We start from the raw sequence: 25806 nt of genomic DNA, 5'->3' as shown, positions 1-25806 counted from the left end.
TATATCAAAGTTTGCCCTCATAAAATTTGGCTGCATCAAGGTATTTTTTAAGGACATTTTGACTTGCAAGATCCTCAAATTTACCCCACGCCACTTGCTTGCCAGATTCGATTATTAGCACCTTTTGCGCTATCTTCATCGCACTTAGGATATCGTGCGTGATGAAAATTATGCTGATATTTTCATCCAAGCTTAAAAGCAAATTTATGATCTTTTGCTTTGTCTCGTTGTCAAGTCCGCTTGTTATCTCGTCGCAGATTAAAATTTTTGGTTTTGAAAGAAGTGCGAGCAATATCCCAACCCTCGTCGCCTCGCCGCCACTTAGTTGTGATGGATATTTTTCTAAAATTTCATCTTTTAAATTTAAATTTCCCATAAGCTCCTTGAGCTCATTTTCGCTAAAGCTAAGCTTAAGATACGACCTCACGTGAGCGATGGCTGTTTTTACTTTTAGCGCTGGATTTAGGGCTTGTTTTTGGTTTTGCAAGATATATCTGATATCTTTTTTGAGCTCATTTTTGTCCGTGATCTCTTCATTGTTTATATAAATTTTGCCCCCACTTTTTGGCTCACTAAATGATATGAGCTTTGCAAGCGTGCTTTTGCCACTGCCACTTTGACCCAAAATGGCTAAATTTTCGCCATCATCAAGCTCAAAATTTATCCCCTCCAAAAGGTGCAAAACTTCAGCTTTAGCGTTAAAATGCTCCTTAAAACTTAAACTTTTTGAGACGTTTCTGAGCCTTATTTTCACGCATTTTCCTTTAAATTTAGCCGCCCATCTCTCATCTGCCAAATTTCATCGCTAAGATAGTTCGTTAGCGCCTCATCGTGCGAGATAAAGATGACGCTCATCTTGCCCTTTAGGCTCTCTAAGATGCCCGCCACATGGCTACCGCTAATGCTATCAAGCCCGCTTGTTATCTCGTCGCAGATCAAAATTTTTGGCTTCAGGCAAAGCGCAAGAGCGATCTGCACGCGGCTTGCCTCGCCGCCACTTAGCTCGTATGAGTATTTGTGCCAGATGAGATTTGCATTATCTAGCCCAAACTCCCTAAAATAAGCAAAGGCAAGCTCTTTATTTGCCCTTTTATCGCCATCAAGATAGGCGTTAAAGTGATCGCCCACGTTTAAGAGCGGATGAAGGCTGGCAACTGAGTTTTGAAAGATGAGCGCAGCGACCTTTCTTCGGTGCTCTTTTAGCTCATTTTGACTAAGTTTTAAGATATCTTTTTTATAAATGCTAAATTTATCCGCTCTCACTCTAAATTCATCATCAAAAAGCCTTATTAAGCTCTTTGCAAAGAGCGATTTGCCGCTACCACTTGCACCCGTGATACCTATAAATTTACCCTCGCCCATGGCAAAATCAAGCTCACGCAAAAGCTTCTTATCCTTATAAAAAACGTTTAAATTTTTAATCTCTATCATATTTTTATATTGCCATTTTTTGAATTTGATGTGATGATCGAGGTTGCAAGGATGAGCAAAAAGAGCGTCACGCCAGGGAAAAGCACCATCCACCAAGAGCCCAGAAAAAGCGCCTCTTTGCTCTCATTTAGCATGATGCCAAGGCTTATTTTATTTGCATCGCTACCCACGCCAAAAAAGCCAAGCGTAGCCTCCATGACGACTGCGTTTATCGCGTTTATGCCAAAGATGCTAACTATTAAATGCTTTAAATTTGGCAAAATTTCAAAGCAGATAAGGCTAAATTTGCTAGCGCCATTTATCACAGCTTGCTCGGCGTAGTCGCACTTTTTACTAAGCCTTAAATTTTGCATAAAGACTTTTGCGCCCTGCATAAAGGAGCAAATGGCGATGATAAAAGAGGTAATCAAAAGATCACCACTACTAAATGAGCTAAAAAGCATGATAAAAACGATGTTTGGTATGCTTAAAAAGGCATCAAGCCCCTTATCAAAAAGGCTCTCGCAAACCCTACTCTTGCTCGTGCCAAAATATGCATAAATGAGCGAAAACAAGGTCGTTAAAAAGCCAGCTAAAAGCAAGACAAGAAGCGAGTTTTTAAGCGCGTAGGCCACTCTTATGAGATTGTCCCTGCCTAAGATGTCCGTGCCAAAGATATGCTCGCTACTTGGGGCTAAATTTACCGCCATAAAGTCAGTGAAATTTGGCTCAAATTTAGAAAAAAACGGCGTCACAAAGGCAAATAAAATAAGTGCCAAAAAAGTAACGCAAGCTAGAAAAAATATGACTTTTCTCATAAATTTCTCTTATCTGTCAAGATGGCAAAAATTTTAGCTAGCAAATTTGCCAAAACGACAAAAACAGCCGTTAGCAAAATGGTCGCAAGTGCGACTGGATAGTCTTTGGCGATGACCGCATCAAGGCTAAGCTTGCCAATGCCAGGAAATGAAAAAATGCTCTCTATGACGTATGAGCCAGCAAAAACGCCAGCCACAAGAGTGGCGAAATAATAGACTATATCGGTGCTTGCGTGCTTTATGGCAAAGAGATAAATTTTGCCGCGCCCCAAACCTCTAGCGTGAGCCGTTTGGATAAAGTCGGCGTTTAGGCTTTGATTTAGCCTGTCACGCACAAATTTTACGTTTGCTCCAAGGTGTGGCAAGATGATGGCAAGCGTTGGCAAGATGATAAATTTCACCCCAACGCCGCTAGATCCTAGCTCGTTTGCCCCAGAGCTTGGTAGTACGTTTAGATAGACGCTAAAGATCGCTATTAGCACGAGTGCGATGTAAAAATGCGGCAGTGATGCCAGCAAAAACGAGCTAAAATTTATAAAAATGTCAGCAAATTTATTCTTATAAATGGCACTTAAAAGCCCCAAGAAAAAGGATAAAAGAGTTATTAGAAAAAACGAAGTAAAAAATAAAATGAGCGAGTTTAAAAGCCTCTCTTTAATGAGCAGCGACACGCTTGCCCCACTTACAAAACTAGTGCCAAAGTCGCCCGTGACAAAGTGAGCTAACCACCTAAAATACTGCACGAAAAAGTTATCTTTTAGCCCTAAATTTCTTAAAATTTGCTCTTTTATGGCTAAATTTATCGCTTCACTTCTTGAAAACATCGCGTCAGTGATATTTCCTGGCAAAAAGTATATAAGCAAAAATAGAAAAAATGAGATAAAAAACAGCAACCCAAGGCTTGAGATCTCTGTTTTTAAAATGGCTCTAAACAAAGTTTTTATCCACTATTTTACTTGCCACTCTCTTATGTTCCATAAAAATCCAGCCCCATGGTGGCCTAAAATTTGCGTCTTTATGCCTGAAATTTTGTTGTTAAAAACGAGTGGATAGTCAAGATAGGCTATAAAAATGTAAGGTGGATTTTCAAAAAGCGCTTTTAGAAATTCTTTGTAGTATTTTTTCCTAAGCTCCACGTCCTTTGTATATCTTGCGTTTTTTAGGGCAAGATCGACGTTTGCGTCCTTGTAGTGGCTAAAATTCCAGCCATTTTCATTTACGCTCACATCGGCAAATCCGCCAAAAATTCTATACGTATGAAAGTCTGGATCAAACGGGCTTCCCCAGCCGATCACGAAGCTATCGACCTTGCTTATGCTAAAGGCTGTTCTTGGCTTAGCGTAGGCTTTGGCTCTCACGCCAAATTTCTCAAACTCACTGCTTAAAATTTTGGCTAGATTGACCCTTAAGATGTCGTTATTAAAGGCGTAGATATCAAAGCCAAGCTCCTTGCCGTCCTTTTCAAAAAAGCCAGCCTTGTTTTTCTTAAAGCCGCTCTTTTCAAGTAGCTCTTTTGCCTTTTGCGGATCGTAGCTAAATTTAAACTCGCCGTCGTTTGCAAAGCTTTTTTCTATCGGGTTATTCGCTACGCTTGCATATCCGTGAAATAAATTTTTAACTATCTCGTCTTTATTTACAGCGTAGTTTAGGGCTATTCTTACATTTTTATCTTGAAAGATAGGATCTTCAAAATTAAACATCAAAGCTCTATAGTCCGCACTTTTAAACTTAAGCAAGCTTAATTTCTTATCATCTTTTATGAATTTTACACCAGTTGGAGAGATGAGTGCGACGTCGATCTCACCGCTTTTTAGTCCAACTAGTCTTAAATTTTCATCGCCAACGATCTTAAAAAATACCTTTTTTATCTTTGGCTCGCCTTTATAGAATTTCTCATTTGCCGCAAATTCCAAGCTCTCATCTTTTTTCCATTTTACAAGCTTGTATGCGCCAGTGCCGATAGGGGCGTCATTAAATTTATCAGTTGCGATATCTTTGCCCTTTAAAATGTGCTCAGGCAAAACGCCAAAGCTAAGTGCGTCAAGAAACGGCGGAAAAGGCTCACTAAGCGTGATCTTAACTTTATAATCGCCTAAAATTTCAACGCTTTTTACCACCTCGTAGTTTGAGATAGCAGGCGCGTTTAGCTTCTTATCTTGAGCCGCTTCGATGGTAAATTTAACGTCCTTTGCGCTAAATTTCACCCCGTCATGCCAAAAGGCATCATCTCTTAGCTCAAAAACATACTCCAAGCCATCTTCACTCACCTGCCAAGACTTGGCAAGCTCAGGCACCACATGGCTATTTTCATCGTGGCTAGTAAGCCCAGAGAAAACCAGCGAAAGCGTAGGATCGTGATCCTCGTCGTAGAGTGGATTTATACGAGGTGTTTGCTCCTCGATAGCGACCACAACGGCATTTTCATTTGCATAAGCAAAGGTAGAAAACAACAAAAACAATAAAGTCAAAAATCTCTTCATCACTCGCTCCTTTGTTTAAAAAATATTTGACGAATAGTAATACGAAATGCATAAAAGTATTATTAAGATAAATGTAAATTCAATGTATAGAAAATTTGAAATTTCTAACTATCTTTTAACCTTTTTTAAAGTAAAATCAAGGCTCATTTTAGCTGACAAAAAGGTAAATTTCACAATGGATAAAAAGAAAAAAATAGCCCTGATCACTGGCATCTGCGTAGTTTCACTCCTGCTTATTTACACACTTCTTGGCTTTTTTGGTCTGCCTTATGCTATCAAAAATATCGCGCCAAAATACCTAAAAGACTACAACGCAACGCTTTTTGTTGGCGATGCTAAATTTAACCCATTTACCTTTGAGCTAAACGCTACAAATGCCGAGCTAAACACCACTTCGCCGCTTTTTAGCACGAAGCAGATCGACCTTAAGTTAAAGCCATTTTCTATCTTTAAAAAGCTAGTTGAGATAGACATTTTTAGGCTAGATGAGCCAAAAGTAAAGATCGCAAGAGATAAAAAGGCAAATTTTAACTTTAGCAATTTTATAAGCGATGATAACGCAACTAGCGAAGATAACAGCACTAGCTCGATAAATTTCGCGCTAAATAACGCAAAAATCATCAAAGGCTCATTTTCATATAGTGATCAAAATTTAACAAAGCCATTTAATGTAAGCTTTGATGATATAAACTACGAGCTAAGCTCGCTAAATACGAAGAAAAATAGCGCTGGCAGTCATATCTTTGACTCAAACTCAAGCCTAGCACACAAGATCGATCTAAATGGCGATATCAAGCTAAATCCACTAAAAATAGAGGGTAACGTCAGCATAAAAGACTTTAGTATAAAGCCAGTTGCGATAAGCTTCATCGACAATGACGCGTTAAATCTCAAAAATGCCATTATAAACTTAAAGATAAACTACGCTTTAAATGCCGACGAGAACGCAACTAAGATAAATTTAAAAGATGGCTTTTTAAATGTAAAAGGGCTAAGTTTAGATGAAGGTGCAAATGAGCTTAGCATTGGCGAGCTAGAGCTTCCAAAATTTGATCTTGATAGTAAGATAGCGGATAAAACGGAGGCTGCGCTAAATTTAAGCGCTGTAAATTTAAATGACATCTCTTTTAAAAGTGCTATCGCTGCGAGCATAAAATCACTAAATTTAAATGAGATCTCGCTGCTTGCAAATTTAAATGAAAAAAGCGAATTAAACGCCACAGCCAAGCTAAAAAATATGGGGGCAAACGCTTTAAAAATAGATGAAGTAGATAGAAATTTAGCAAATTTAAAAGATATAAATGCTTCAAATTTAAATCTAAATTTAGCAAATAACAAAACCGCCCTAACGCTTGAAAAAATAGCACTAAATGGCATCAACGCGCCACTTAGCAAAAGCGCAAGTGCATATGTAGCAAGTGCTGGCGTGACAAATACAAGCTTTACAATGGATGGCAACAAAAGCCTTGCGAGCCTTGATGAGCTAAATGTAAAAAATATAGAGCTTAAAGCAAAAAATAAAGATATAGCAAGCGTCGCTGACGTGGCGATAAAGAGCATAAGCTTTGATCTTTTAAAAATGGCTCTAAATATCGCTAGTGTCGATGTTGATAAGCCTAAATTTACTTCAGAACTAAACGACAATGGTCTAAGCGCTGTAAATGAGCTAGGATTTGACGAGCAGAGCGCAAAACCTGCAAAAGTGGCAAAACACACTAAAAAAGTAGAGAAAAAAGCTGAAAATAAAAGTGCTTCAAAAAGCAAAGAAAATGAGTTTAAATTTGATATAAAAAATATAAGTGTAAATAACGCAGATATCACTTTGACGCATCTTTTTGAAGGCGAAAAGATCGCTCATAAATTTGATAATCTTTTTGTAAAAGTAGCAAATTTAAGTAGCGATTTTAGCAAGCCATTTGATGCAAAAGTGGCGATGAAAAGCTCACAAAAGCTAAATTTGGATGTTGATTCGAAGATAAAGATCGAGCCACTTGACGTGAGTGCTAAAATCAAGCTAAATGATACAAATTTACCAAAGTATTTTGCCTACGCAAAGCCCTTTTTAGAGGCCGATCTAGCTAGCGGTCAGATGAGCGCAGATGCCCAGCTTCACTACGCAAAAGATATCAAAGCAGACGCAAAAGTTAGCATCAAAGATATAAGATTAAATGGCAAAAAAACTGAAAAACTAATCGCCTTTAAAAGCCTTGATCTTGAAAAAATTTCATTTGCCAAAAACGACCTTACTATAAGCGGGGTGAGCTTAAATTCTCCATTTATCAAGGCTCATCTAAGCAAAGAGCGTAAATTTAACCTATCTCAGATCGTAAAAGAGGATAAAAATAAAGCTAAAACTGAGGCAAAACCTGAGACCAAAAAAGTAGCTAGCAAAAAAGAGGACGAGCTAAAATTTAGCGTGAAAAATTTCTCTTTAAAAAATGGCGAGGTTGATTTCTCGGACGCATCGCTATTTATGCCATTTGCCACAACGATCTCAAAGCTTAATGGCAAGCTAACAGACATCGATAAAAAGCGCCCAAGCTCAGGCGAGTTTCAAGGTGTGGTTGGCAAAAATGGCTTTGCTCAGATCACTGCAAAACTCTTTCCGTTTGAGCTAAAGCAAAATACTGATATAAAGCTTGACTTTAAAGATATCGATCTAGTTAATGTGACACCTTATAGCGGGCAGTTTGTGGGCTATAAGATCAAAAAAGGCAAGCTAAATTTAAACCTAAACTATAGCGTCACCGACTCAAAACTAAATGGCTCAAATTTTATAAATTTTGACTCACTTACACTTGGAGAGAAGGTCGAGTCAAAAGATGCTGTAAATTTACCGCTTTCGCTTGCTATCTCGATACTTAGCGATCAAAATAATCAAATAAACATCGATCTGCCAGTTGAGGGAAATTTAGACGATCCTGACTTTAAATATGGCGGCGTCATCTGGGCTGCAGTAAAAAAGCTCTTTGCCGACATCACGCTAGCTCCATTTAGATTTTTAGGTAACGCCCTAGGACTTGGCAGCAAAGATCTTAGCTCTATTGATTTTCTTGCTGGAAGTAGCGAGCTTATAAGCTCAGAAGCGCCTAAGATAGCTGATTTTATAAAGCTAACTGGCTCAAAACCTAAAATGAAGCTTAGCATAACGCCAACATACTCAAAACTCGATGAGAGCTTTTATAAAAATAAAAAACTAGATCAAAAGATCAATCAAATCATCGCTTCAAGTGGCAAAGACTACATCGCGGTTTTAAATGAGCTTGTGCCAAATTTAAAAGATAGAAGCGAAAAAGCCTTAAGAGAAGAGGCGTTAAAGGGCATCGAAGTCGATAAAGCAAAGCTAGTAGAGCTTGCAAATGAGCGTGCAAATGCGGTAAAAGAGGCACTTATAAAAGCTGGGCTTGAGGCTAGCCGCATAAATATAAACGATGCAACAAGCTCAGAGCCTAAGCAAAATACCTACACAAGCGTGCTAATGGGAGTGGGGAACTAAATTTCATTTATTTCGCTGCTTCTTGCATTATAGACAAACCAGCTAAGAAGCATAAGCATCATAAATGCCCCAAAAATGAGGCTTGCGTAAAAGTATAGGTTAAAATCAGCTCCCAGCAAATTTGCGTTGTGAAGGGCGATCATGACGCCAGCTAAAGCGATTAAATAGCCAATTAGCTTGATGATGAAAATTTTTGGATTTACAAGGATAAGCAAAAGACCGCAAAGTATGATGCCAAGGGCTATTTGTAAATTTGAAACATCAGCTTGAGCGTTTGAGCTAAGTGTTAAAAAGCCAGCTAAAAGTGCCATTAGTATCATTAAAACTGCATAAACTGCCCTGCTTCGTCCAAAGCCATACATAAAGCAAACAAAGCCCTTATTTTGCCTGTTATAATCCATTTTCACTCCTTTTGGAAGTTTGCTTATTTTAATGCCAAATTCTTAAATAACGGCTTTAATCTGAAATTTCACTCATTTTGGCTAATATTTTGCATCTTAAAAAAGGAGCAAAAATGCCTTATGTAAATATCAAAATAGCAGGCCCAGAGCCTACAAAAGAGCAGAAAGATCAAGTTTTTAAAGAGGTAACCGAGACGCTTGTAAGAGTGCTTGGCAAGAAAAAAGAGGCGGTTATGATCTTTATCGAAACTCACGACGCTGGCAATATCGGCGTAGGCAGCGAGAGCGTAGAGGATAAAAGAAAGGGGATGAAATGAGCGAATTTAGCAAAGCAGACATTGAGAGAAAGATAACGCTTGAAGTTGGCGATAAAGCGCCAGAGTTTGAAGCGCTAAATCAAGATGGCGTAAAGGTCGCATTAAAGGACTTTATAGGCAAAAACGTGGTGCTTTACTTCTACCCAAAAGACAACACTCCTGGCTGCACGACTGAGGCTTGCGAATTTAGCGCAAACTACGATCAGTTTATCAAAAATGACACCGTTATCATCGGCGTTAGCCCAGATAGTGTGAAGTCGCATGTGGGCTTTATCGCAAAGCAAAATTTAAAGCACATCCTCTTAAGCGACGAGGATAAAGAAATTTCAAAACTTTATGGCGTTTGGCAGGTCAAGAAAAACTACGGCAAAGAGTATCTTGGCATCGCCAGAAGCACCTTTGTGATCGGCAAAGACGGCAAGATAGCTAAAATTTACAAAAGCGTAAAAGCCAAAGACCACGCCGCAAAAGTCCTAGCTGATCTTGTGAAGTAAGGTAAAAAATGACCAAATTTTTTAATACCATTATAAAAAGTCCATTTATAAATATATTTGTGGTTACAACACTTGTAATGTTTATCGCAAATATCTATAAAATTTACTTTTTTGAAGGAACTGACCGTATAGCTCTTATGCATATGGCAAGAAGCTTAACTACTATATTTTTACTAAATTTAGTTATCACTCATGTTCTTTACTTGCTAAGTCGTGGGTTATTTAAAGGGGTTTATCTAGCTTATGCACTAACCATTTTTGTTCTATGTTTTATAAATTTTTTCACTTTAACAAGTTTAAAAACAGATATAAATATAGCAATAATAGATAGTGTGCTACACACAAATCCAGATGAAGCCGGTGAGTTTTTTCAGACATTTTTTGAAGCTAAATATCTAGTAGTTGCTATACTTTTATGCATCATCTTTTATTTTATGACAAGATATAAAAGATCTAGCACAAAAGAATTTAGCCGAAAAACTATTATTGTCCTTTCGGTAATTTATATAGCCTTTGCAGCTGTATTTTTTACAAAATCAGCAATGAGAATATCGTCTAATAAAGCTGATAGAGCTATAAGCAAGCTCTCAGAACACATCCTGATAAACTACGCTTTTGTTTTAAAAAAATATCTTTTAGATGATAATTTTTTAGCTAGCAATAAGCAAATTTTAAAAGATTATGACGCATCTAAAGTAGCAAATCAAAACATAAAAGCCGAGCAAAAAGTAGCAAATGTAGTCTTTGTGATCGGTGAAAGCTTGCAAAAAAATGAGATGAGCGTTTATGGATTTGGTTTGCCAACTACACCAAATTTAATGGCTTTAAAGCAAAGTGGCAATGCTATAGTCTATACAGATACTACTGCCCCTGATACATATACAAATGGTTCTCTTTCAAAGGTTTTAAATTTTTCAAACTATGAAAGCAAAGAGCCTTGGAGCAAGAGTTTAAACATCGTTGATATGTTTAGTCTAGTAGGATACAAAACAGCATGGATAAGTAATCAAAGCAATATCGGCGGATATTCTACAACACAAAAAAGTGTTGCAGATAGAAGTGATATCACATTTTTTACACAAAAATTTGCATCAGCTACAAATTATGCCGGTAGAGAAACAGATGGCATACTTTTGCCTGAAATTTTAAAGATAAAACAAAGTCTTGGAGAGTCAAATTTTTATATCATTCACCTAATGGGAAATCACTTTAAATACAACCTAAGGTATCCAAAAGATTTTGCAAAATTTACAGCCAATGATCTACAAAACAAAATGAATCCTGGACAAAAAGAGAGCTTTGCTTGGTATCTAAATAGCGTACTTTATAATGACTACGTGATAAATGAAATTTATAAAATTTTTAAAGACGATGAAGCTTTGATAGTCTATCTCTCAGACCATGGCGAGGCTCTTTTTGAGATAGATGGCATAAGAGGTCACGGCATGATAAACCGCTTTGTTTTAGAAATTCCGCTTATATTTATAGGAACTGATAAATTTAAAGCAAAATATCCACAAATTTGGCAAAAACTTGAAGTGGCAAAAGATTATAAATTTATGAGTGATGACATCATTCACACTTTTGCCGACATCATAGGTACAAAACCACTTGAATATAACGCATCAAGAAGCTTAATAAGTGGTGAATTTAATGCGAGCAGAAAGCGCCTAGTAAATGGTACTGACTATGAAAATATCAAAAATGTAAAGCCGCAATGGTAAATAACAAAAAATAATAAGGAGCAAAGATGAAGCTTATAAAAATGCTAATTTTAAGTGCGTTTTTTGCGCTAAATTTATCAGCACTGACTGAAGGTGTGGAGTATCAAACTCTAGCAAAACCGCTTAACGTGCCTAAAAACTCAGTCGTTAAGGTCTTTAGCTACGACTGCCCTCACTGCTATAAATTTGACCGAACGATCACAAGAAAGTTGATGTCAAAGCTTGACGGGGTCAAATTTATCCCATATCACCTAAGCACCAAAGGCAAGCTTGGCGAGACTACAAGTAAAATTTTCGCCGCTCTTATATCGATAGATGAGGCAAATGGGACTGATCTGCTAAGCGATGAGTCTAAATTTAAGCAAGCTAAATTTGCTATCTACAAAGCAAGACACGATGAAAAAGATGACTTTAATGATGGCAAAGACAAGCAAAGATTTATAGATCTAGCGCTAAATGCGGCTCACGTGAGCAAAGACGAGTATGAAAAAGCGCTAAGCTCAGAGCGTGCAAAAGAGCTTTTAAACGAGTGGTTTGCCTCTTATGATGTAGCAAGCATCAGCGGTGTGCCAGCCTTTGTGGTAAGTGGCAAGTATCTGATAAATTTAAACGCAGCATCGTCGATCGACGAGATGGCAAAGACGATAAAAGAGCTTTTAGATAAGTAACTTTAGCCTAAAATTTACGGACATTTTGGGCTTAGAAATGTAAATTTAAAGCAATTTTAGATAAACTCGGATCAAATTTCTAAAAAAGAAAGGTTTAATTATGAACGCTTCAGAATTCATCTGGATGGATGGAAAACTAGTAAAATGGGACGATGCGAAAGTACACGTTCTAACTCACTCTTTGCACTACGCTAATGCTGTATTTGAGGGCACAAGAGCTTATAAAACAAAAAAAGGTCTAGCTATTTTTAGACTCAAAGACCACACAAAAAGACTTTTAAGATCAGCAAAAATGACCGTTTTAAACGTGCCTTATACTGAAGAAGAGCTTGAAAAAGCACAGATCGAGCTACTTCGCGCAAATAAATATAACAGCAACGTCTATATCCGCCCACTTATCTTTTTAGGATACGGCGTAATGGGCGTAGCGCACACAAAAGCACCAGTGCAAACTGCTATCGCTTCATGGGAGTGGGGTGCATATCTTGGCGATGAAGGCTTAGAAAAAGGCATCAGAGTTAAAATTTCAAGCTTTGCTAAACTTGCCCCTGCTGCTCAAATGAACAGAGCAAAGGCTAGCTCAAACTACCTAAGCTCACAAATGGCAAACTACGAAGCAAAAGAGGCTGGATACGACGAGGCGCTACTTCTTGATAGCGAGGGCTTTGTGGCTGAAGGTCCAGGTGAGTGCTTCTTCATCGTTGAAAATGGTGCATTGATCACTCCACCAAACGATAACAGCCTAGTTAGTATCACTCAAGATACGGTCATCAAACTAGCTCACGACCTTGATATCGAAGTAAGAAGAGAGCGTATCACAAGAGATCAGGCCTACACAGCTGATGAGGCGTTTTTCACAGGTACAGCAGCCGAAGTAACACCGATAAATAGCATAGATAACCGCATCATCGGCAATGGTGCTAGAGGCGAAGTGACAAAGAGACTACAAAAAGCTTACTTTGACGTAGTTTATGGTCTAAACAAAAAATACGAATCATTTTTAACATATATTTAAGATTTAAAGGAACGAAATGCCCGCTGATTTAAATGATTATTTCAACAAAAAAAAGCCAGGTAATGACAACAGGGGCTCAGGTCAAAATAATGACAAAGAGCCACCTTTTAAAAAGGATTTTAAAATGCCAAATATACCAAGCGGCTTTGGCAAATTTGGTGCGCTAGCCTACATCATAATCGCCATTATCGCGATCCTTGCTATCACTCAGCCATTTAAAGTGATACACTCAGGCGAGGTCGGCATCAAAGCCACAGCGGGTAAATATGAGCCAAATCCTTTGCAACCAGGGTTTCACTTCTTTTTGCCATTTATCCAAAACATCATCGTAGTTGATACTAGAGTTAGGATCATCAACTACACTTCAGGCGAGGACATGGGCGAGAGCTTGCAAAAGTCTTATCAGGGAGCTGGAATTTTACGCAAAAATTCGATCTCGGTTTTGGACGCTAGAAATTTACCAGTTAGCATCGATATCACCGTGCAGTACCGCCTAAATCCAGAAAATGCACCACAAACTATCGCATCTTGGGGTCTTAGCTGGGAGAGCAAGATCGTTGATCCTGTCGTGCGCGACGTAGTTCGCAGCATCGCTGGTAAATATACAGCCGAAGAGCTGCCAACTAAGAGAAATGACCTAGCAAGGCAGATCGATGAGGGCATAAGAAAAGACATCGACTCTCAGCCAAACAAGCCAGTCGAGCTTCTAACTGTGCAGCTTCGTGAGATCATCTTGCCTTCAAAGGTAAAAGAGCAGATCGAGCGCGTCCAGATCGCTAAACAAGAGGCCGAGAGGACAAAATACGAGGTCGAGCGGGCAAATCAAGAGGCTCTAAAACAAGCTGCACTTGCCGAAGGTAGCGCAAAAGCTGCGATCATCGAGGCAAAGGGTAAGGCAGATGCTATCAAGATCGAGGCTGATGCGACTGCGTATGCAAACAAAGAGATCGCAAAAAGTGTCGATCAAAATTTATTAAATTTAAAACAGATCGAGACACAAAATAGATTTAACGACGCTCTTAAAGAGAACAAAGATGCCAAAATTTTCTTAACACCTGGCGGGGCTGTGCCAAATATCTGGCTAGATGCAAAAGATAGGGCAAAAGCTAGCTCAGTTAGCGAAAGGTAAAAATGAATAGCGTAGCAAAAAGTATAGACTGGCAAAAGGTTGGTGGATTGCTCCCGGTAGTGGTTTGCGATCACGCTACAAACGAGGTTTTGATGCTTGCTTATATGAACGAAGAAGCACTAAGCTTAACTCTATCTAGCCGCTACGCTCACTACTTTTCACGCACTAAAAATAGAATTTGGAAAAAAGGCGAAGAGAGTGGCAACACGCAAGAGATCAAGGCTGCGTTTTTAGACTGCGACAACGACACCTTGCTTTTAAAAGTCGTTCAAAACGGAGGCGCTGCTTGTCACACTGGGGCAAGGTCTTGTTTTTTTAACGAGATAAATTTAGAAAATTTAGAAATTTCAGATGAAAAAAGCGAGGTTAAAAAGCCAAGCTACGGCGTCATTGACGAACTTTATCACGTTATAGAGGATAGGAAGCTAAACGCAGATCCGCAAAGCTCATACGTGGCAAGTCTTTTTAAAAAGGGTGAAAATCAAATTCTAAAAAAAGTTGGCGAGGAGGCTACAGAGCTTGTCATGGCGGCAAAAGAGCTTAGTTTTGCCAAGCAGACAAAACAAGATGAGCAAAAGGCAAAAAATGACCTCATCTACGAAGCAGCCGATCTTTGCTTTCACGCACTTGTGGCGCTTTCAGCCCACAACATACATCCAGATGCCGTCAAAAACGAACTTGCAAGGCGTTTTGGCATGAGTGGCATCGAAGAAAAAAGATCGCGAGATGTTAAATAGCATCAAGCACAACATACTTTTCATACTTCAAAACGCCAAACTTATCGACTTTCTAGCCTATGGCTGGGTCTTTTTAGCCTTCGTTTTTATCGTGCTTTTGGGAATTTTCATCGCGATAAAGTCGTGGTGGCAGATAGGATTTTTATTTATCCTAGCTGGTTTTTTGGGACTTTTTGCAGGTAACTACTACGCAAACAAATATATAAATGAAAGCCTAAGACCTATTAGCATAAGCAAAATAAACACAAAACAGCTTCAATATGTCGATGCGTTGATGGTTGATTTTAACATCACAAATAATTCAAACTACACATTAAACGTTTGCAAAATTGAGCTTGGCTTCTACCTTGGTTCAACGCAAAGCACGAGAAATTTTCTAAATTCACTAAACCCTTTTGCTAAAAAACGTATCATTTTAAATGAAGCGCTTTTGCCAAAGCAGAGCAAGCAGATAAGAGAATTTGTCAATGACTTTGCCTTCATTGACTACAATATCACCAAAAAAGCGGAGTGTTTTTGATGAGTTCAGCCTACTTTACGATCGTTCATATCATCGTGCTTTTCGCGATCGCACTACTTTCTATCTTGTTTCTTGTGCTCTCACTTAGAGCTGAGCGAAAGCTATTTTTATCGCTACTTTTTACAAATATTTTGGTCTCAACCACGCTTGCCATTTTTTTGATGCTAGTTCTTGACAAATACACCAAAAAAGGCATAGTCGAGGGCGTAAAGAGCGAGCGAGTGTTAAGAAATGAAAGCATCGTCTTTCGAGGTCAAGTAAGAAATGTCGGCAAATTTACCATTAGCAAATGCACTCTTACAATTAAGCTCATAAATCAGCCACTAAATAAAAACGATCTTGGTGGCGAAGCGCTATTTAAACCAAGCGGGCTCTCATTTTTCTCATGGGTTTTTGGAGGCGATGAGGACGAGAGACCAAACACTGTTGCATACAAATTTGACATAGCTCAAAATTTACCAAAGCAAAAAGCGGTGCCATTTACCGTAACTATGCCCTATCCGCCATATTTTAAAAATGGTATGAATATCACAAAACTTAGTTGCTACTAATAAATTTAGATAAATTTTTTAGTATTTATTACATTTTATAGTTACAAACTGACTAAATTTCTCTTAAATTTAAAAAGTTTAATACCTAAAAATTTGGCTTATATATAAAATAAGAAATTTTAAACCAAAGCCAAAAGGCAATGGTTTAAAATTTAGTTTTAATGTCTTGAAAGATAGTTTGTATCGTAGTTGTTGCTTAAAAAGTCTTTGTTTTCCATCATGGCGATGTGAAAATCTTTTGTTGTTTTTATGCCACTTATTATGAGCTGATCAAGAGCTACTTTCATCTTGTGAATGGCTCTATTTCTATCTGTGTCCCAAACTACGAGCTTACCTATCATACTGTCATAATACGGCGGTATAGAGTAGTCTTGATAGATGTGGCTATCCATTCTCACGTTGCGGCCACCTGGGCAGACATATTTTGTGATCTTACCAGGGCACGGAGTAAAGGTGTTTGGATCCTCAGCTGTGATCCTGCACTCGATCGCATGACCTTTTAGCTCGATACTCTTTTGTGACGGTAGCTTTTCGCCCTCAGCCACTTTTATCATAAGCTCGATGATATCAAGCCCACTTACCATTTCGCTAACTGTGTGCTCGACTTGAAGCCTTGTGTTCATCTCGATAAAGTAAAAGTCTAAATTTTTATCAACCAAAAACTCAAACGTACCAGCTCCCTCGTAGCCGATCGCTTTTGCCGCTTTTATGGCAGTTTCATGTAGCCTCTCCCTTGTTTTTTCATCAAGTAAGATAGCTGGGCTCTCTTCGATCAGCTTTTGGTGACGGCGCTGCATAGAGCAGTCGCGCTCACCTATGTGAAGCACGTTGCCGTGGCTATCACCGATGATTTGAACCTCGATGTGGCGTGGATTTAGGATATATTTTTCCATATACATTGTGCCATCGCCAAATGCACTCATCGCCTCACTCTCAGCAGACCAAAACGCCTTTTCTAAATCAGCCTCTTTTTCAACCACGCGCATACCGCGTCCGCCACCACCTGCAGCAGCTTTTAGTATGACAGGATAGCCTATCTTTTTGGCTAGCTCTTTTGCTGCTTTTGTGTCAGCCACAGCGCCGTCTGAGCCTGGTATTACTGGCACGCCAGCTCTTTGCATGACCTGTTTTGCCTTGCTCTTGTCACTCATCAAAGCCATCGCAGCAACGCTTGGTCCAATGAATTTGATCTTGTGATGTGAGCAAATTTCAACAAAATTTTGATTTTCACTTAAAAAGCCATAACCAGGGAAAATAGCGTCTGCTTCGCTGATCTCAGCTGCGCTTATGATAGCTGGGATGTTTAGGTAGCTGTCGCTTGAGCGCTCTTTGCCGATGCAAATAGCCACGTCGGCGTATTTTACGTAAAGCGCGTCTTTGTCAGCGGTTGAATAAACTACAACGGCTTCTTTACCCATCTCCTTTATTGTTCGCAAAGCACGAAGAGCGATCTCACCGCGGTTTGCGATTAAAATTCTTTTTAATTCCATTAATTTTTCTCCACGCCAAATAACGGCAATCCAAACTCAACTGGCTGTCCGTCAGAGACTAGCATCTCAGTGATCTGGCAGTCAAACTCAGCCTCGATCTCGTTCATGATCTTCATAGCTTCGATGATGCCTACTACATCGCCCTTTCTCACTCTTTGGCCTGCTTTTACAAATGGAGCAGCGCCTGGGCTTGGAGCAGCGTAGAAAGTACCTACCATAGGAGATTTTATGCTATCTTTTGGCGAATTTGCAGCTGGTTTTACCTCTGAGCTAACGACAACATTTACAGGTGTTGGCGTTGGAGCTGCTGCTTGTGCTACTGGCTTCGCAGGCGCGCAATAATCAGCAAATTTCTCTACCTCAACCTCAAAATCACCACTTTTTATCTTGATATGATTCATCTCCATACCATTAAAAAATTCGATAAGCTCTTTTATATCTTCTTTTTTCATAGAAAATTCTCCTAAATTTTTATATAAGCCCCTAATTGTAGCGAAATTTAAATAAATTTAATTTTTAGCTGGCACAAATTTTGTGCTAAATCCTACTTTTTTCTAGCAAATTTATAACCCAAAACAAAATAAAACTAAGCACAACCAAAACAAGGCTTAAAGCGAGTGCCTGATCGCTTCTGCCGTCGTAGACTGCGTTATAGATAGCAAGCGAGATGGTGTCTGTTTTGCCTATGATATTGCCGCCTAAAATGAGCGTTATACCAACCTCGCCAAGCCCTCGCGAGAGCGCTAGGATAAAGGCCGCCACAATGCTTTTTGCAACGCTAGGCAAAAGCACCAAAATGGCTGTTTGAAATTTATTTTTACCAAGGCTATATGCCGCCTCGCTAAGGCTTTTTGAAAGTGAGCTAAGCGCTGAAGCTACGGGCTTTACAAATAGTGGCAGTGAGGCTATAAAGGCGGCTATCACAAGGGCTTTAAAGCTAAAGACGATCTCTAAATTTAAAGCCTTGCCGATGATGCCATTTTTGCCAAGCAGATAAAGCAGCAAAAATCCCGTTGCAATGGGCGGAAATATGAGCGGAAAGGTGACTATCATCTCGGCAACTACTTTAAATTTAGACCTACTAAAGGCTAAAAAATAAGCTAGAGCTAGTCCAAAAATAGCAAGCAAAAGCCCCTGACATAAAACGACCTTTATACTTAAAAATAGCGGATCAAAAAGCCATGTGAGCTCTTGCAATCTTAGCCCTATCTTATGCCAAATTTAGCGTAAATTTCTTTTGATCTCTCGCTTTTTAACTCGTTTATAAATTTCTCGCAATCACCCTTTTTCTTGCATCCTTCAAGCTTTGCAGCTACGATGTTTGCTGGTGCATAAAGCGCCTTATCTATCAAGATAAAACTACCAAATTGATCCTTGTGCGCGTTTAGCTCAGTTTGGTTGATAAAGCCAGCATCAACTTCGCCGTTTAATATATAGGTAACGACCTGCGGTACGCCATTTACCGCTAAAATTTTATCCTTTAGCTCGCCGTCTAAATTTGCTTTTTGCATAAACTCACTAGCTCTTTTGCCATAAACTGTCTTTACTGCGTCTGGCATAGCGATCTTAGAAAGTCTTTTTAGCTCGTCAATTTTTTCTATTTTTACGCCCTTTTTGGTAGCTAGCACCAAAGCGCCTTGGCCTAAATTTACAAATTCTAAAATTTTTAGATCAGACTTTTTCAAAAAGTCCTCATCGCCCACTATCACGTCTGTTTTGCCCTCTTTTGCCTGCGCCATGATCGCTGTGATGTTTGCAAAAGAGGTATCGATATTTACGCCATCTTTTTTGAGATTTTGCGCGACTGCCTCGACTATCTTTTTATATCCACCGCCTGCACTTACTAGCAAATTTTCATTGCCAAATGCAAAAACTGCGGCCATTAAAAGCAAAAACTTTTTCATACTTTTTCCTTTAAAAATAAAATTTTACGATTTTATAAAATATACTCTTATATATTCTTAAAATATATTTTTACAATTTTACTCTTTCGCTAAAATGGTATAATCTCACAAAAACAAAAGGATAGACATGAACGAACTTGAGCTAAAGATGCAAGGCAAGATAGATAGGCTAACAGATAAGACTTTTAGGCTAGATCCTAGGATTGGCGAGGGCTATTTCACGGCGAAATACTTTTTAAAAGTAAACGAGATAATTAAGCAAAATTTGCCTGACCAACACGTGACAATGCAGTTTTTCCAAAGGCGCGATGATATCGTGCTTTGCGGTATCGACGAGGTTTTAGCTATCATCAATAAATTTGCCAAAAGTCCAAGCGAGCTTGAAATTTACGCACTTGATGATGGCGATATCATAAACGCAAACGAGCCAGTTTTAAAGATAAGTGGCAAGTATGAAAATTTCGGCTTTTTAGAAAACGTGATCGACGCGACGCTTACTAGAAGAAGCTGCGTGGCGACAAACTCCAGAGACGTGATAAAAGCGGCAAATGGCAAGGACGTCTTTAGTATGGCTGATAGACAAGACGACATCTGCACGCAGCCAGGCGACGGATATGCCTCATTTATCGGCGGCATCAAAAAGGTCGCCACAGACGCTCAGGGCGAGCTTACAGGGCTAAAAGGTGGCGGCACCATGCCTCACGCGCTCATTCAAATGTGCGGTGGCGATGTAGTGAAGGCTTGCCAAATTTATGCTAAAACCTTTGAAAATGAGCAAATCACGGCTTTGGTTGATTATAACAACGACGTGATCACGGACGCTTTAAAGGCTGCAAATGCCCTAAAAGAGAGGCTTGGCGCAGTTAGAGTTGATACTAGTAAAAATTTGATAGATAAGTATTTTGAAGGCAAAGATACGAGTAAATTTGACCCGCATGGCGTTTGCAAGGAGCTTATATTTGCTCTTAGAGAGGCGCTTGATAAAGCTGGCTTTAAACACGTTAAAATCGTCGTTAGCTCAGGCTTTAATCCGCAAAAAATGAGTGAATTTGAGAAATTTAACACCCCAGTTGATATTTACGGCGTGGGAAGCTATCTTGTTAAAAATGATATTTGTGGCTTTACAGGCGATCTTGTCGAGCTAAACGGCAAAAACGAGGCTAAATTTGGCAGGAAAAATTTCACTTCAGATAGACTAAAAAGAGTGAAATTTTAGGAGAAAAGATGAAATTTATCAAAATTTTAACGTTTCTAGCGCTTTTGCTCTCTAGCTGCATGGCCGCAAACTACGCTAACGCCTTTGAAAAGGTTGGCATAGTTGAAGACGGCGTTTACCGCTTTAGCCAAAATGGCGTAGGAGTCAAAAAAGACCTGCTTGTAAAGGTGATCTCGGTGCAAAATGCGGACAGCCCCCGCAAAAAGATCATCTCCATGCTAAATATCCCTAAAAAATCTAAAATCACGGACTTTAAAACAAGCGACGCAGGCGTTATAGTCTGGCCATTTTATGAGTTTGAGGGCAAATTTATAACGACAATAATCGTTGAAAATATAAAAAAAGAAGATAGCGATCAAAAACTGCTTAAGATGCTTGAACTCAAACATCCGTTTTACTCAACGATCCTAGCTCGAAGAAAAGGGGCTAAAGACGCCATAGACGTGAAATACGTGCTAAATTTCAAAGAGGCAAAGCTGGTAAAATCGTTTCAAAACCACCCTTAAAACTTTATTTTAAATAAATTTCATTAAAATGGCGTAATCAAAAAAAGGATCATCTTTGCATAATCTAAAAACCATAAACGTCGCTCACTCGCCGGACGCTGACGATATTTTCATGTATGCCGCGGTCAAATTTGGCTGGGTCAGCAGTAAAAATTTAGCCTTCACATCAAAGGCGCTAGATATTGAGACACTAAACGAAGAGGCGCTAAAAGGTACTTATGAGGCCACAGCGATCAGCTTTGCACTCTATCCTAAAATTTGCGATGAATTTGCACTTTTACGCTGTGCGGTGAGCTTTGGCAACGGATATGGCCCAAAGCTTATCAAGCTAAAAGATAAGCAGCTAAAGCGAAATTTCAAGGTCGCACTCTCTGGCAAAAACACGACAAATGCCCTGCTCTTTCGCATAGCTTACCCAGAGGCAAGGATCGTTTATAAAAATTTTCTTGAGATCGAAAATGCCGTGCTTAGCGGCGAGGTCGATGCTGGCGTGCTCATACATGAAAGTATCTTAAATTTCTCTGACAAGCTCTGCGTCGAGCGTGAAATTTGGGACATCTGGAGCGAACTAAACGGCGAAAATTTACCGCTTCCACTTGGTGGCATGGCGCTTAGACGAAGTCTGCCGATAACTGACGCCATCGAGTGCGAAAGAGTACTTAGCGAGGCGGTTCGCATAGCCACTTCGCACAAGCCATTTTTATCTCACATGCTAATGGAGCGAAACCTCATCAGAGTTGGCAAAGACGAGCTTAAAGCATATCTAAATTTATACGCAAATGACGAGTCTATAAGCATGAACGAAACGCAGCTAAAAGCGCTAAATAAGCTCTATCAAATAGGCTTTGAAAAAAGCTTTTTTGAAAAGCCAATCGACATAAATGAATACCTAATCCCAGCTGAATACAACGAAGTAAGGTTTAGCTAATGCAAAGTACGCTTGTCTCACTTGGAGTTGAAACCTTTAAGATCGCCCTTTATATCAGCCTTCCGATGCTACTAAGCGGCCTGATCGCTGGTCTTATCATCTCCATCTTTCAAGCGACCACGCAGATAAACGAAACCACGCTAAGCTTCGTGCCAAAGATCTTACTAGTCGTCGTTGTCATCATATTTTTAATGCCTTGGATGATCTCGATGATGGTTGAATTTACCACTCGCATGCTTGATTTTATACCGGAATTTATCCAGTGACGAGGCTTGTTGATTTTTCTAAATTTACCTCTGTTAGGATAGGTGGCGTGCATGAAATTTTCGAGGTTGATAGCCTTGAAGATCTAAGCTCACCTCACTTTTTAGGCGCTGTGATGATAGGCGGAGGCAACAACCTTCTTATCTCGCCGCATCCCCCAAAAATGGCGATGCTTGGCAAGGAATTTGACTATATAAATTTTAATCCGCTCGGCGAGAATATCCACCTTGAGATAGGTGCTACGACAAAATCAGCAAAAATTTACAACTTCGCTAAGCAAAACAATATAGCCGACCTTGAGTTTTTAAAAAATATCCCTGGCACGCTTGGCGGACTTATCAAGATGAACGCTGGACTGCTTAAATTTAGCATAAGCGACAATCTCACGCATGTGCGTCTGGCTCGTGGATGGGTGAGTAAAGATGAGATAAGCTTTAGCTACCGTCACAGCGGTATAGATGAGGCCATTTTGGGAGCTAAATTTGAGCTTCATAGTGGTTTTGACGCGAGCATTTCTGATGAGATAAGCGCAAAAAGGACAAATCAACCAAAAGGGGCTAGCTTTGGCAGCTGTTTTGTTAATCCAGATGGGCACTTTGCAGGGGCATTGATTGAAGCAGTTGGGCTAAAGGGGTATGCGATCGGCGGAGCGAAATTTAGCGAAGAGCACGCAAATTTTTTGATAAATTTTAACCACGCAAGCTTTGAAGACGCCACAAATCTTATAAATTTAGCAAAGGCTAGGGTTTTAGAGAAATTTGGCGTAGAGCTTAAGACTGAAGTTTGCATTTTATAAGGATAGTGATGAGTGAGTTTTTAGCAGAAGTTTTAACACTTTCTATTTTGTTTATTATGATTGGTTTTTATGCCGTTTATAGGGCTAAAAAGGCGCAAAGCGAGCATGAGAAAAATATGGCTGATTATGATAAAAATCTACTAAATTTTGCTCAAATTTTAGGTGTGCAAAACTACATCGACCTAGTTAAATTTGATGAAATTTTAGCCCAGGCCTTAAAAGAAAAACTAATTTTTAAATTTAATAAATCTACCTCACAAGAGAAGTTTATCTCTTTTATAAAAGAAGAAAATTTCAAAACCAAACCCCAAATTTCACAAAATCATATCGATGAAGCTTTTTTAAACATTTGCGCAAGCTCCCTTGTAGAGCCGCTTAAGCTAGCGATACTAAAAAACGAAGATCAAATTTATGGATTTTTGTTTGAAAAAGAGCAGCTTTTTGCTCTTATTGATAGCGCTGCGCTGCTTGGCGAAAATATTATAATTTGCGAGTAAATCAAGTAAAATTCATCTCTTTTTAGATAAAATCAAGCCAAATTTCAACTATAAGGTAAAAAATGGCAAAAGAAAAAGATAGTGATAAAAAGATAGCTATCCCAGAGAGCGAAGCGGACAAGAAAAAGGCGCTTGAGCTTGCGCTAAAGCAGATCGATAAAGCTTTTGGCAAAGGCACGCTTTTAAGACTTGGCGACAAAGAGGTTGAGGCGATCGAGTCGATACCGACTGGCTCGCTAGGACTTGATCTGGCTCTTGGCATAGGCGGCGTTCCAAAAGGCAGGATCATCGAGATCTACGGACCAGAGAGCTCTGGTAAGACTACTCTCACGCTTCACATCATCGCCGAAGCGCAAAAAGCTGGCGGAATTTGTGCATTTGTCGATGCAGAGCACGCACTAGATGTAAAATACGCTTCAAATTTAGGTGTAAATACCGACAACCTTTACGTCTCTCAACCAGACTTTGGCGAGCAGGCACTTGAGATCGTTGAGACACTTGCAAGAAGCGGTGCGATCGATCTTATCGTAGTTGATAGCGTTGCTGCACTTACTCCAAAGAGCGAGATAGACGGCGATATGGGCGATCAGCACGTTGGTTTGCAAGCAAGGCTTATGAGCCAGGCGCTTAGAAAGCTAACTGGAATTTTAAGCAAGATGAAGACAACTGTTATCTTCATCAACCAAATTCGTATGAAGATCGGCATGATGGGATATGGCACGCCAGAGACCACAACTGGTGGTAATGCGCTTAAATTTTACTCATCTGTAAGGATCGATGTCAGAAAGATAGCCACACTTAAACAAAACGACGAGCCTATCGGCAACCGCACAAAAGCAAAAGTTGTTAAAAACAAGGTCGCGCCTCCATTTAAAGTAGCTGAATTTGACATCATGTTTGGCGAGGGTGTGAGCAAAGAGGGCGAGATCATCGACTATGGTGTAAAACTCGACATCATCGACAAATCAGGTGCGTGGTTTAGCTACAAGGCCGAAAAACTAGGTCAAGGTAGAGAAAACGCCAAAGCCTACCTAAAAGAGCACCCAGAAATTTCTGATGAGATAGTAGCGGCGATCAAAGGCTCAATGGGCATAGATCACCTAATAAGCAGCGGCGCAAAAGACGAAGACGACGACACAAACGAAGCAGGAGATGAATAATGGTATTTATTGAAGATGTAGAAGCTCACGAGGTTTTAGACAGCAGAGGCAACCCAACAGTTCGTGCGACAGTTAGACTAAGCGACGGCACCGAGGCAAGCGCGATCGTACCAAGCGGTGCAAGCACTGGCAAGCGTGAGGCGCTCGAGCTTCGCGACAAAGACGAAAGATATGCTGGCAAGGGCGTTTTAAAGGCTGTTTCAAATGTAAATGAAAAGATCGCTGAAGCGGTGATAGGCCTTGATGCTTATAACCAAAAAGCAGTCGATGCAGAGATGCTTGAGCTTGATGGCACGCACAATTACTCAAATTTAGGCGCAAATGCGGTCCTTGGCGTATCTATGGCAGTAGCTCGCGCAGCTGCAAAGAGCCTAAATATCCCGCTTTATCGCTACCTTGGCGGTGCAAACGCTAGCATATTGCCAGTGCCGATGTTTAACATCATAAATGGCGGCGCACACGCAAATAATAGCGTTGATTTTCAAGAATTTATGATCATGCCATTTGGCTTTAGCACATTTAGTGAGGCACTTAGAGCTGCGACTGAAATTTATCACAAGCTAAAATCTATCCTAAACGCAGCTGGTCACAGCACGGCTGTCGGCGACGAGGGCGGCTTTGCTCCAAATTTAAAAGACAACGAAGAGCCATTAAAGCTTATCTCTCAGGCTGTAAAAGAGACTGGATATGAGCTAGGCAGCCAGATAAAGCTAGCACTTGACGTCGCTTCAAGCGAGCTTTACAAAGACGGCAAATACGAGCTTGAGGGCAAGAAATTTAGCAGTGACGAGCTTATTAGCTACTACGAAAAACTTTGCGAAAAATATCCGATATTCTCTATCGAAGATGGCCTTAGTGAGGATGACTGGAGCGGCTGGGCTGAGCTTACAAAAAGGCTTGGCAGCAAGGTGCAGCTAGTTGGCGACGACCTTTTTGTTACAAATGAGAAAATTTTACGCGAAGGCATCGAGAAAAAGATAGCAAACGCTATCTTAATAAAGCCAAATCAAATAGGCTCAGTCACGCAAACTATGCAAACTGTCCGCCTTGCTCAAAGAAATGGCTACCGCTGCATCATGAGCCACAGAAGCGGCGAGAGCGAAGATGCGTTCATCGCTGACTTTGCAGTCGCACTAAACACTGGCGAGATAAAGACAGGTGCCACCTCAAGAAGCGAGCGCAACGCAAAATACAACCGCTTGCTTGAGATCGAGCTTGAGGCGGGTGAGTTTTTAGGGGATAATATTTGAGCGAAATTTTAGATGAATATGGCAAAGAAGATGGC

The 25806-nt window shown here is 39.8% G+C and carries 28 protein-coding genes; 18 read left to right on the top strand and 10 right to left on the bottom strand.

Annotated features, from left to right (window positions below; translation table 11 throughout):
- Positions 1-4: 4 nt before the first annotated feature.
- The 5 genes from F3G88_RS09175 to F3G88_RS09155 are packed head-to-tail and all read right to left on the bottom strand — an operon-like array spanning position 5 to position 4708.
- Positions 5-754: an ATP-binding cassette domain-containing protein gene (locus tag F3G88_RS09175; protein WP_149716000.1), complete on the bottom strand. Its 750-nt coding sequence runs from the start codon at positions 752-754 to the stop codon at positions 5-7.
- Positions 751-1431, bottom strand: a complete 681-nt coding sequence (locus F3G88_RS09170; protein ID WP_149715999.1) for an ATP-binding cassette domain-containing protein — start codon at positions 1429-1431, stop codon at positions 751-753. The genes F3G88_RS09175 and F3G88_RS09170 overlap by 4 nt, the downstream gene beginning before the upstream one ends.
- On the bottom strand, positions 1428-2228 hold the full coding sequence (locus F3G88_RS09165) for an ABC transporter permease (RefSeq protein WP_149715998.1): 801 nt from the start codon (positions 2226-2228) through the stop codon (positions 1428-1430). Before F3G88_RS09165 ends, F3G88_RS09170 begins: the two co-directional genes overlap by 4 nt.
- A complete protein-coding gene (locus F3G88_RS09160; RefSeq protein ID WP_149715997.1) occupies positions 2225-3163 on the bottom strand; it encodes an ABC transporter permease in 939 nt (312 codons plus the stop codon). Before F3G88_RS09160 ends, F3G88_RS09165 begins: the two co-directional genes overlap by 4 nt.
- Positions 3164-3175: 12 nt before the next feature.
- Positions 3176-4708, bottom strand: a complete 1533-nt coding sequence (locus F3G88_RS09155) for an ABC transporter substrate-binding protein (RefSeq protein WP_149715996.1) — start codon at positions 4706-4708, stop codon at positions 3176-3178.
- A 175-nt stretch (positions 4709-4883) separates the two neighbouring features.
- On the opposite strand from F3G88_RS09155, the gene F3G88_RS09150 reads away from it, so the two are divergent.
- Positions 4884-8204, top strand: coding sequence for a DUF748 domain-containing protein (locus F3G88_RS09150; RefSeq protein WP_149716035.1), 3321 nt, complete (start codon positions 4884-4886; stop codon positions 8202-8204).
- Here F3G88_RS09150 and F3G88_RS09145 read toward each other — a convergent pair.
- The gene (locus F3G88_RS09145) at positions 8201-8605 is read right to left on the bottom strand and encodes a hypothetical protein (protein WP_148785924.1); all 405 of its coding nucleotides are present in this window, start codon (positions 8603-8605) and stop codon (positions 8201-8203) included. The two genes, F3G88_RS09150 and F3G88_RS09145, sit on opposite strands and share 4 nt — an antisense overlap.
- A gap of 113 nt (positions 8606-8718) precedes the next feature.
- Here F3G88_RS09145 and F3G88_RS09140 point away from each other — a divergent pair, with 113 nt between their 5' ends.
- The 9 genes from F3G88_RS09140 to F3G88_RS09100 all read left to right on the top strand — a co-directional run bounded on the left by F3G88_RS09140 (position 8719) and on the right by F3G88_RS09100 (position 15760).
- Complete coding sequence (locus tag F3G88_RS09140) at positions 8719-8922, top strand: tautomerase family protein (RefSeq protein WP_149715995.1); 204 nt, start codon at positions 8719-8721, stop codon at positions 8920-8922.
- Positions 8919-9416 carry a thioredoxin-dependent thiol peroxidase gene (gene bcp / locus F3G88_RS09135; RefSeq protein ID WP_103571730.1) on the top strand — a complete coding sequence of 166 codons (498 nt, stop codon included), beginning with the start codon at positions 8919-8921 and terminating at the stop codon, positions 9414-9416. The genes F3G88_RS09140 and bcp overlap by 4 nt, the downstream gene beginning before the upstream one ends.
- A gap of 8 nt (positions 9417-9424) precedes the next feature.
- The gene (locus tag F3G88_RS09130; RefSeq protein WP_149703267.1) at positions 9425-11140 is read left to right on the top strand and encodes a phosphoethanolamine transferase family protein; all 1716 of its coding nucleotides are present in this window, start codon (positions 9425-9427) and stop codon (positions 11138-11140) included.
- Between the two features lie 26 nt (positions 11141-11166).
- Positions 11167-11808 carry a thiol:disulfide interchange protein DsbA/DsbL gene (locus F3G88_RS09125; protein ID WP_021088157.1) on the top strand — a complete coding sequence of 214 codons (642 nt, stop codon included), beginning with the start codon at positions 11167-11169 and terminating at the stop codon, positions 11806-11808.
- A gap of 100 nt (positions 11809-11908) precedes the next feature.
- Positions 11909-12823, top strand: coding sequence for a branched-chain amino acid transaminase (locus F3G88_RS09120; RefSeq protein ID WP_149715994.1), 915 nt, complete (start codon positions 11909-11911; stop codon positions 12821-12823).
- A 16-nt stretch (positions 12824-12839) separates the two neighbouring features.
- Entirely contained in the window at positions 12840-13952 is a 1113-nt protein-coding gene (locus tag F3G88_RS09115; protein ID WP_004317857.1) for a prohibitin family protein, read from the top strand.
- A gap of 2 nt (positions 13953-13954) precedes the next feature.
- On the top strand, positions 13955-14689 hold the full coding sequence (gene hisIE, locus F3G88_RS09110; protein WP_103575631.1) for a bifunctional phosphoribosyl-AMP cyclohydrolase/phosphoribosyl-ATP diphosphatase HisIE: 735 nt from the start codon (positions 13955-13957) through the stop codon (positions 14687-14689).
- Complete coding sequence (locus tag F3G88_RS09105; RefSeq protein ID WP_149715993.1) at positions 14679-15209, top strand: DUF2393 family protein; 531 nt, start codon at positions 14679-14681, stop codon at positions 15207-15209. The genes hisIE and F3G88_RS09105 overlap by 11 nt, the downstream gene beginning before the upstream one ends.
- The gene (locus tag F3G88_RS09100) at positions 15209-15760 is read left to right on the top strand and encodes a DUF2393 family protein (protein ID WP_149716034.1); all 552 of its coding nucleotides are present in this window, start codon (positions 15209-15211) and stop codon (positions 15758-15760) included. The genes F3G88_RS09105 and F3G88_RS09100 overlap by 1 nt, the downstream gene beginning before the upstream one ends.
- Before the next feature lie 158 nt (positions 15761-15918).
- Here F3G88_RS09100 and F3G88_RS09095 read toward each other — a convergent pair whose 3' ends face one another.
- The 4 genes from F3G88_RS09095 to modA form a co-directional block, all read right to left on the bottom strand.
- A complete protein-coding gene (locus F3G88_RS09095) occupies positions 15919-17250 on the bottom strand; it encodes an acetyl-CoA carboxylase biotin carboxylase subunit (RefSeq protein ID WP_004317853.1) in 1332 nt (443 codons plus the stop codon).
- Positions 17250-17702 carry an acetyl-CoA carboxylase biotin carboxyl carrier protein gene (accB, locus tag F3G88_RS09090; RefSeq protein WP_021093317.1) on the bottom strand — a complete coding sequence of 151 codons (453 nt, stop codon included), beginning with the start codon at positions 17700-17702 and terminating at the stop codon, positions 17250-17252. The genes F3G88_RS09095 and accB overlap by 1 nt, the downstream gene beginning before the upstream one ends.
- 85 nt (positions 17703-17787) lie before the next feature.
- Positions 17788-18447: a molybdate ABC transporter permease subunit gene (locus F3G88_RS09085; protein WP_149715992.1), complete on the bottom strand. Its 660-nt coding sequence runs from the start codon at positions 18445-18447 to the stop codon at positions 17788-17790.
- An 8-nt stretch (positions 18448-18455) separates the two neighbouring features.
- Positions 18456-19154 carry a molybdate ABC transporter substrate-binding protein gene (gene modA / locus F3G88_RS09080; RefSeq protein ID WP_103574059.1) on the bottom strand — a complete coding sequence of 233 codons (699 nt, stop codon included), beginning with the start codon at positions 19152-19154 and terminating at the stop codon, positions 18456-18458.
- A gap of 127 nt (positions 19155-19281) precedes the next feature.
- Here modA and F3G88_RS09075 point away from each other — a divergent pair, with 127 nt between their 5' ends.
- From F3G88_RS09075 to eno, 8 genes are all read left to right on the top strand, one after another.
- Positions 19282-20370: a nicotinate phosphoribosyltransferase gene (locus F3G88_RS09075; protein WP_149715991.1), complete on the top strand. Its 1089-nt coding sequence runs from the start codon at positions 19282-19284 to the stop codon at positions 20368-20370.
- Between the two features lie 8 nt (positions 20371-20378).
- A complete protein-coding gene (locus F3G88_RS09070; protein ID WP_149715990.1) occupies positions 20379-20876 on the top strand; it encodes a chemotaxis protein in 498 nt (165 codons plus the stop codon).
- Between the two features lie 112 nt (positions 20877-20988).
- Positions 20989-21804, top strand: a complete 816-nt coding sequence (locus F3G88_RS09065; protein ID WP_411160876.1) for a menaquinone biosynthesis family protein — start codon at positions 20989-20991, stop codon at positions 21802-21804.
- On the top strand, positions 21804-22070 hold the full coding sequence (fliQ, locus tag F3G88_RS09060) for a flagellar biosynthesis protein FliQ (RefSeq protein ID WP_002940829.1): 267 nt from the start codon (positions 21804-21806) through the stop codon (positions 22068-22070). Before F3G88_RS09065 ends, fliQ begins: the two co-directional genes overlap by 1 nt.
- Positions 22067-22864, top strand: coding sequence for a UDP-N-acetylmuramate dehydrogenase (locus tag F3G88_RS09055; RefSeq protein ID WP_149715988.1), 798 nt, complete (start codon positions 22067-22069; stop codon positions 22862-22864). Before fliQ ends, F3G88_RS09055 begins: the two co-directional genes overlap by 4 nt.
- 8 nt (positions 22865-22872) lie before the next feature.
- Positions 22873-23361: an addiction module antitoxin gene (locus F3G88_RS09050; RefSeq protein WP_149715987.1), complete on the top strand. Its 489-nt coding sequence runs from the start codon at positions 22873-22875 to the stop codon at positions 23359-23361.
- Positions 23362-23423: 62 nt separating this feature from the next.
- Positions 23424-24521: a recombinase RecA gene (gene recA / locus F3G88_RS09045; protein WP_002940852.1), complete on the top strand. Its 1098-nt coding sequence runs from the start codon at positions 23424-23426 to the stop codon at positions 24519-24521.
- On the top strand, positions 24521-25771 hold the full coding sequence (gene eno, locus F3G88_RS09040; protein WP_149715986.1) for a phosphopyruvate hydratase: 1251 nt from the start codon (positions 24521-24523) through the stop codon (positions 25769-25771). Before recA ends, eno begins: the two co-directional genes overlap by 1 nt.
- Positions 25772-25806 lie beyond the last annotated feature (35 nt).

Origin of the sequence: Campylobacter concisus (assembly GCF_902460675.1) — a bacterium.
GTDB lineage: Bacteria > Campylobacterota > Campylobacteria > Campylobacterales > Campylobacteraceae > Campylobacter_A > Campylobacter_A concisus_AJ.
This window is presented reverse-complemented; position numbering and strand designations above follow the sequence as displayed.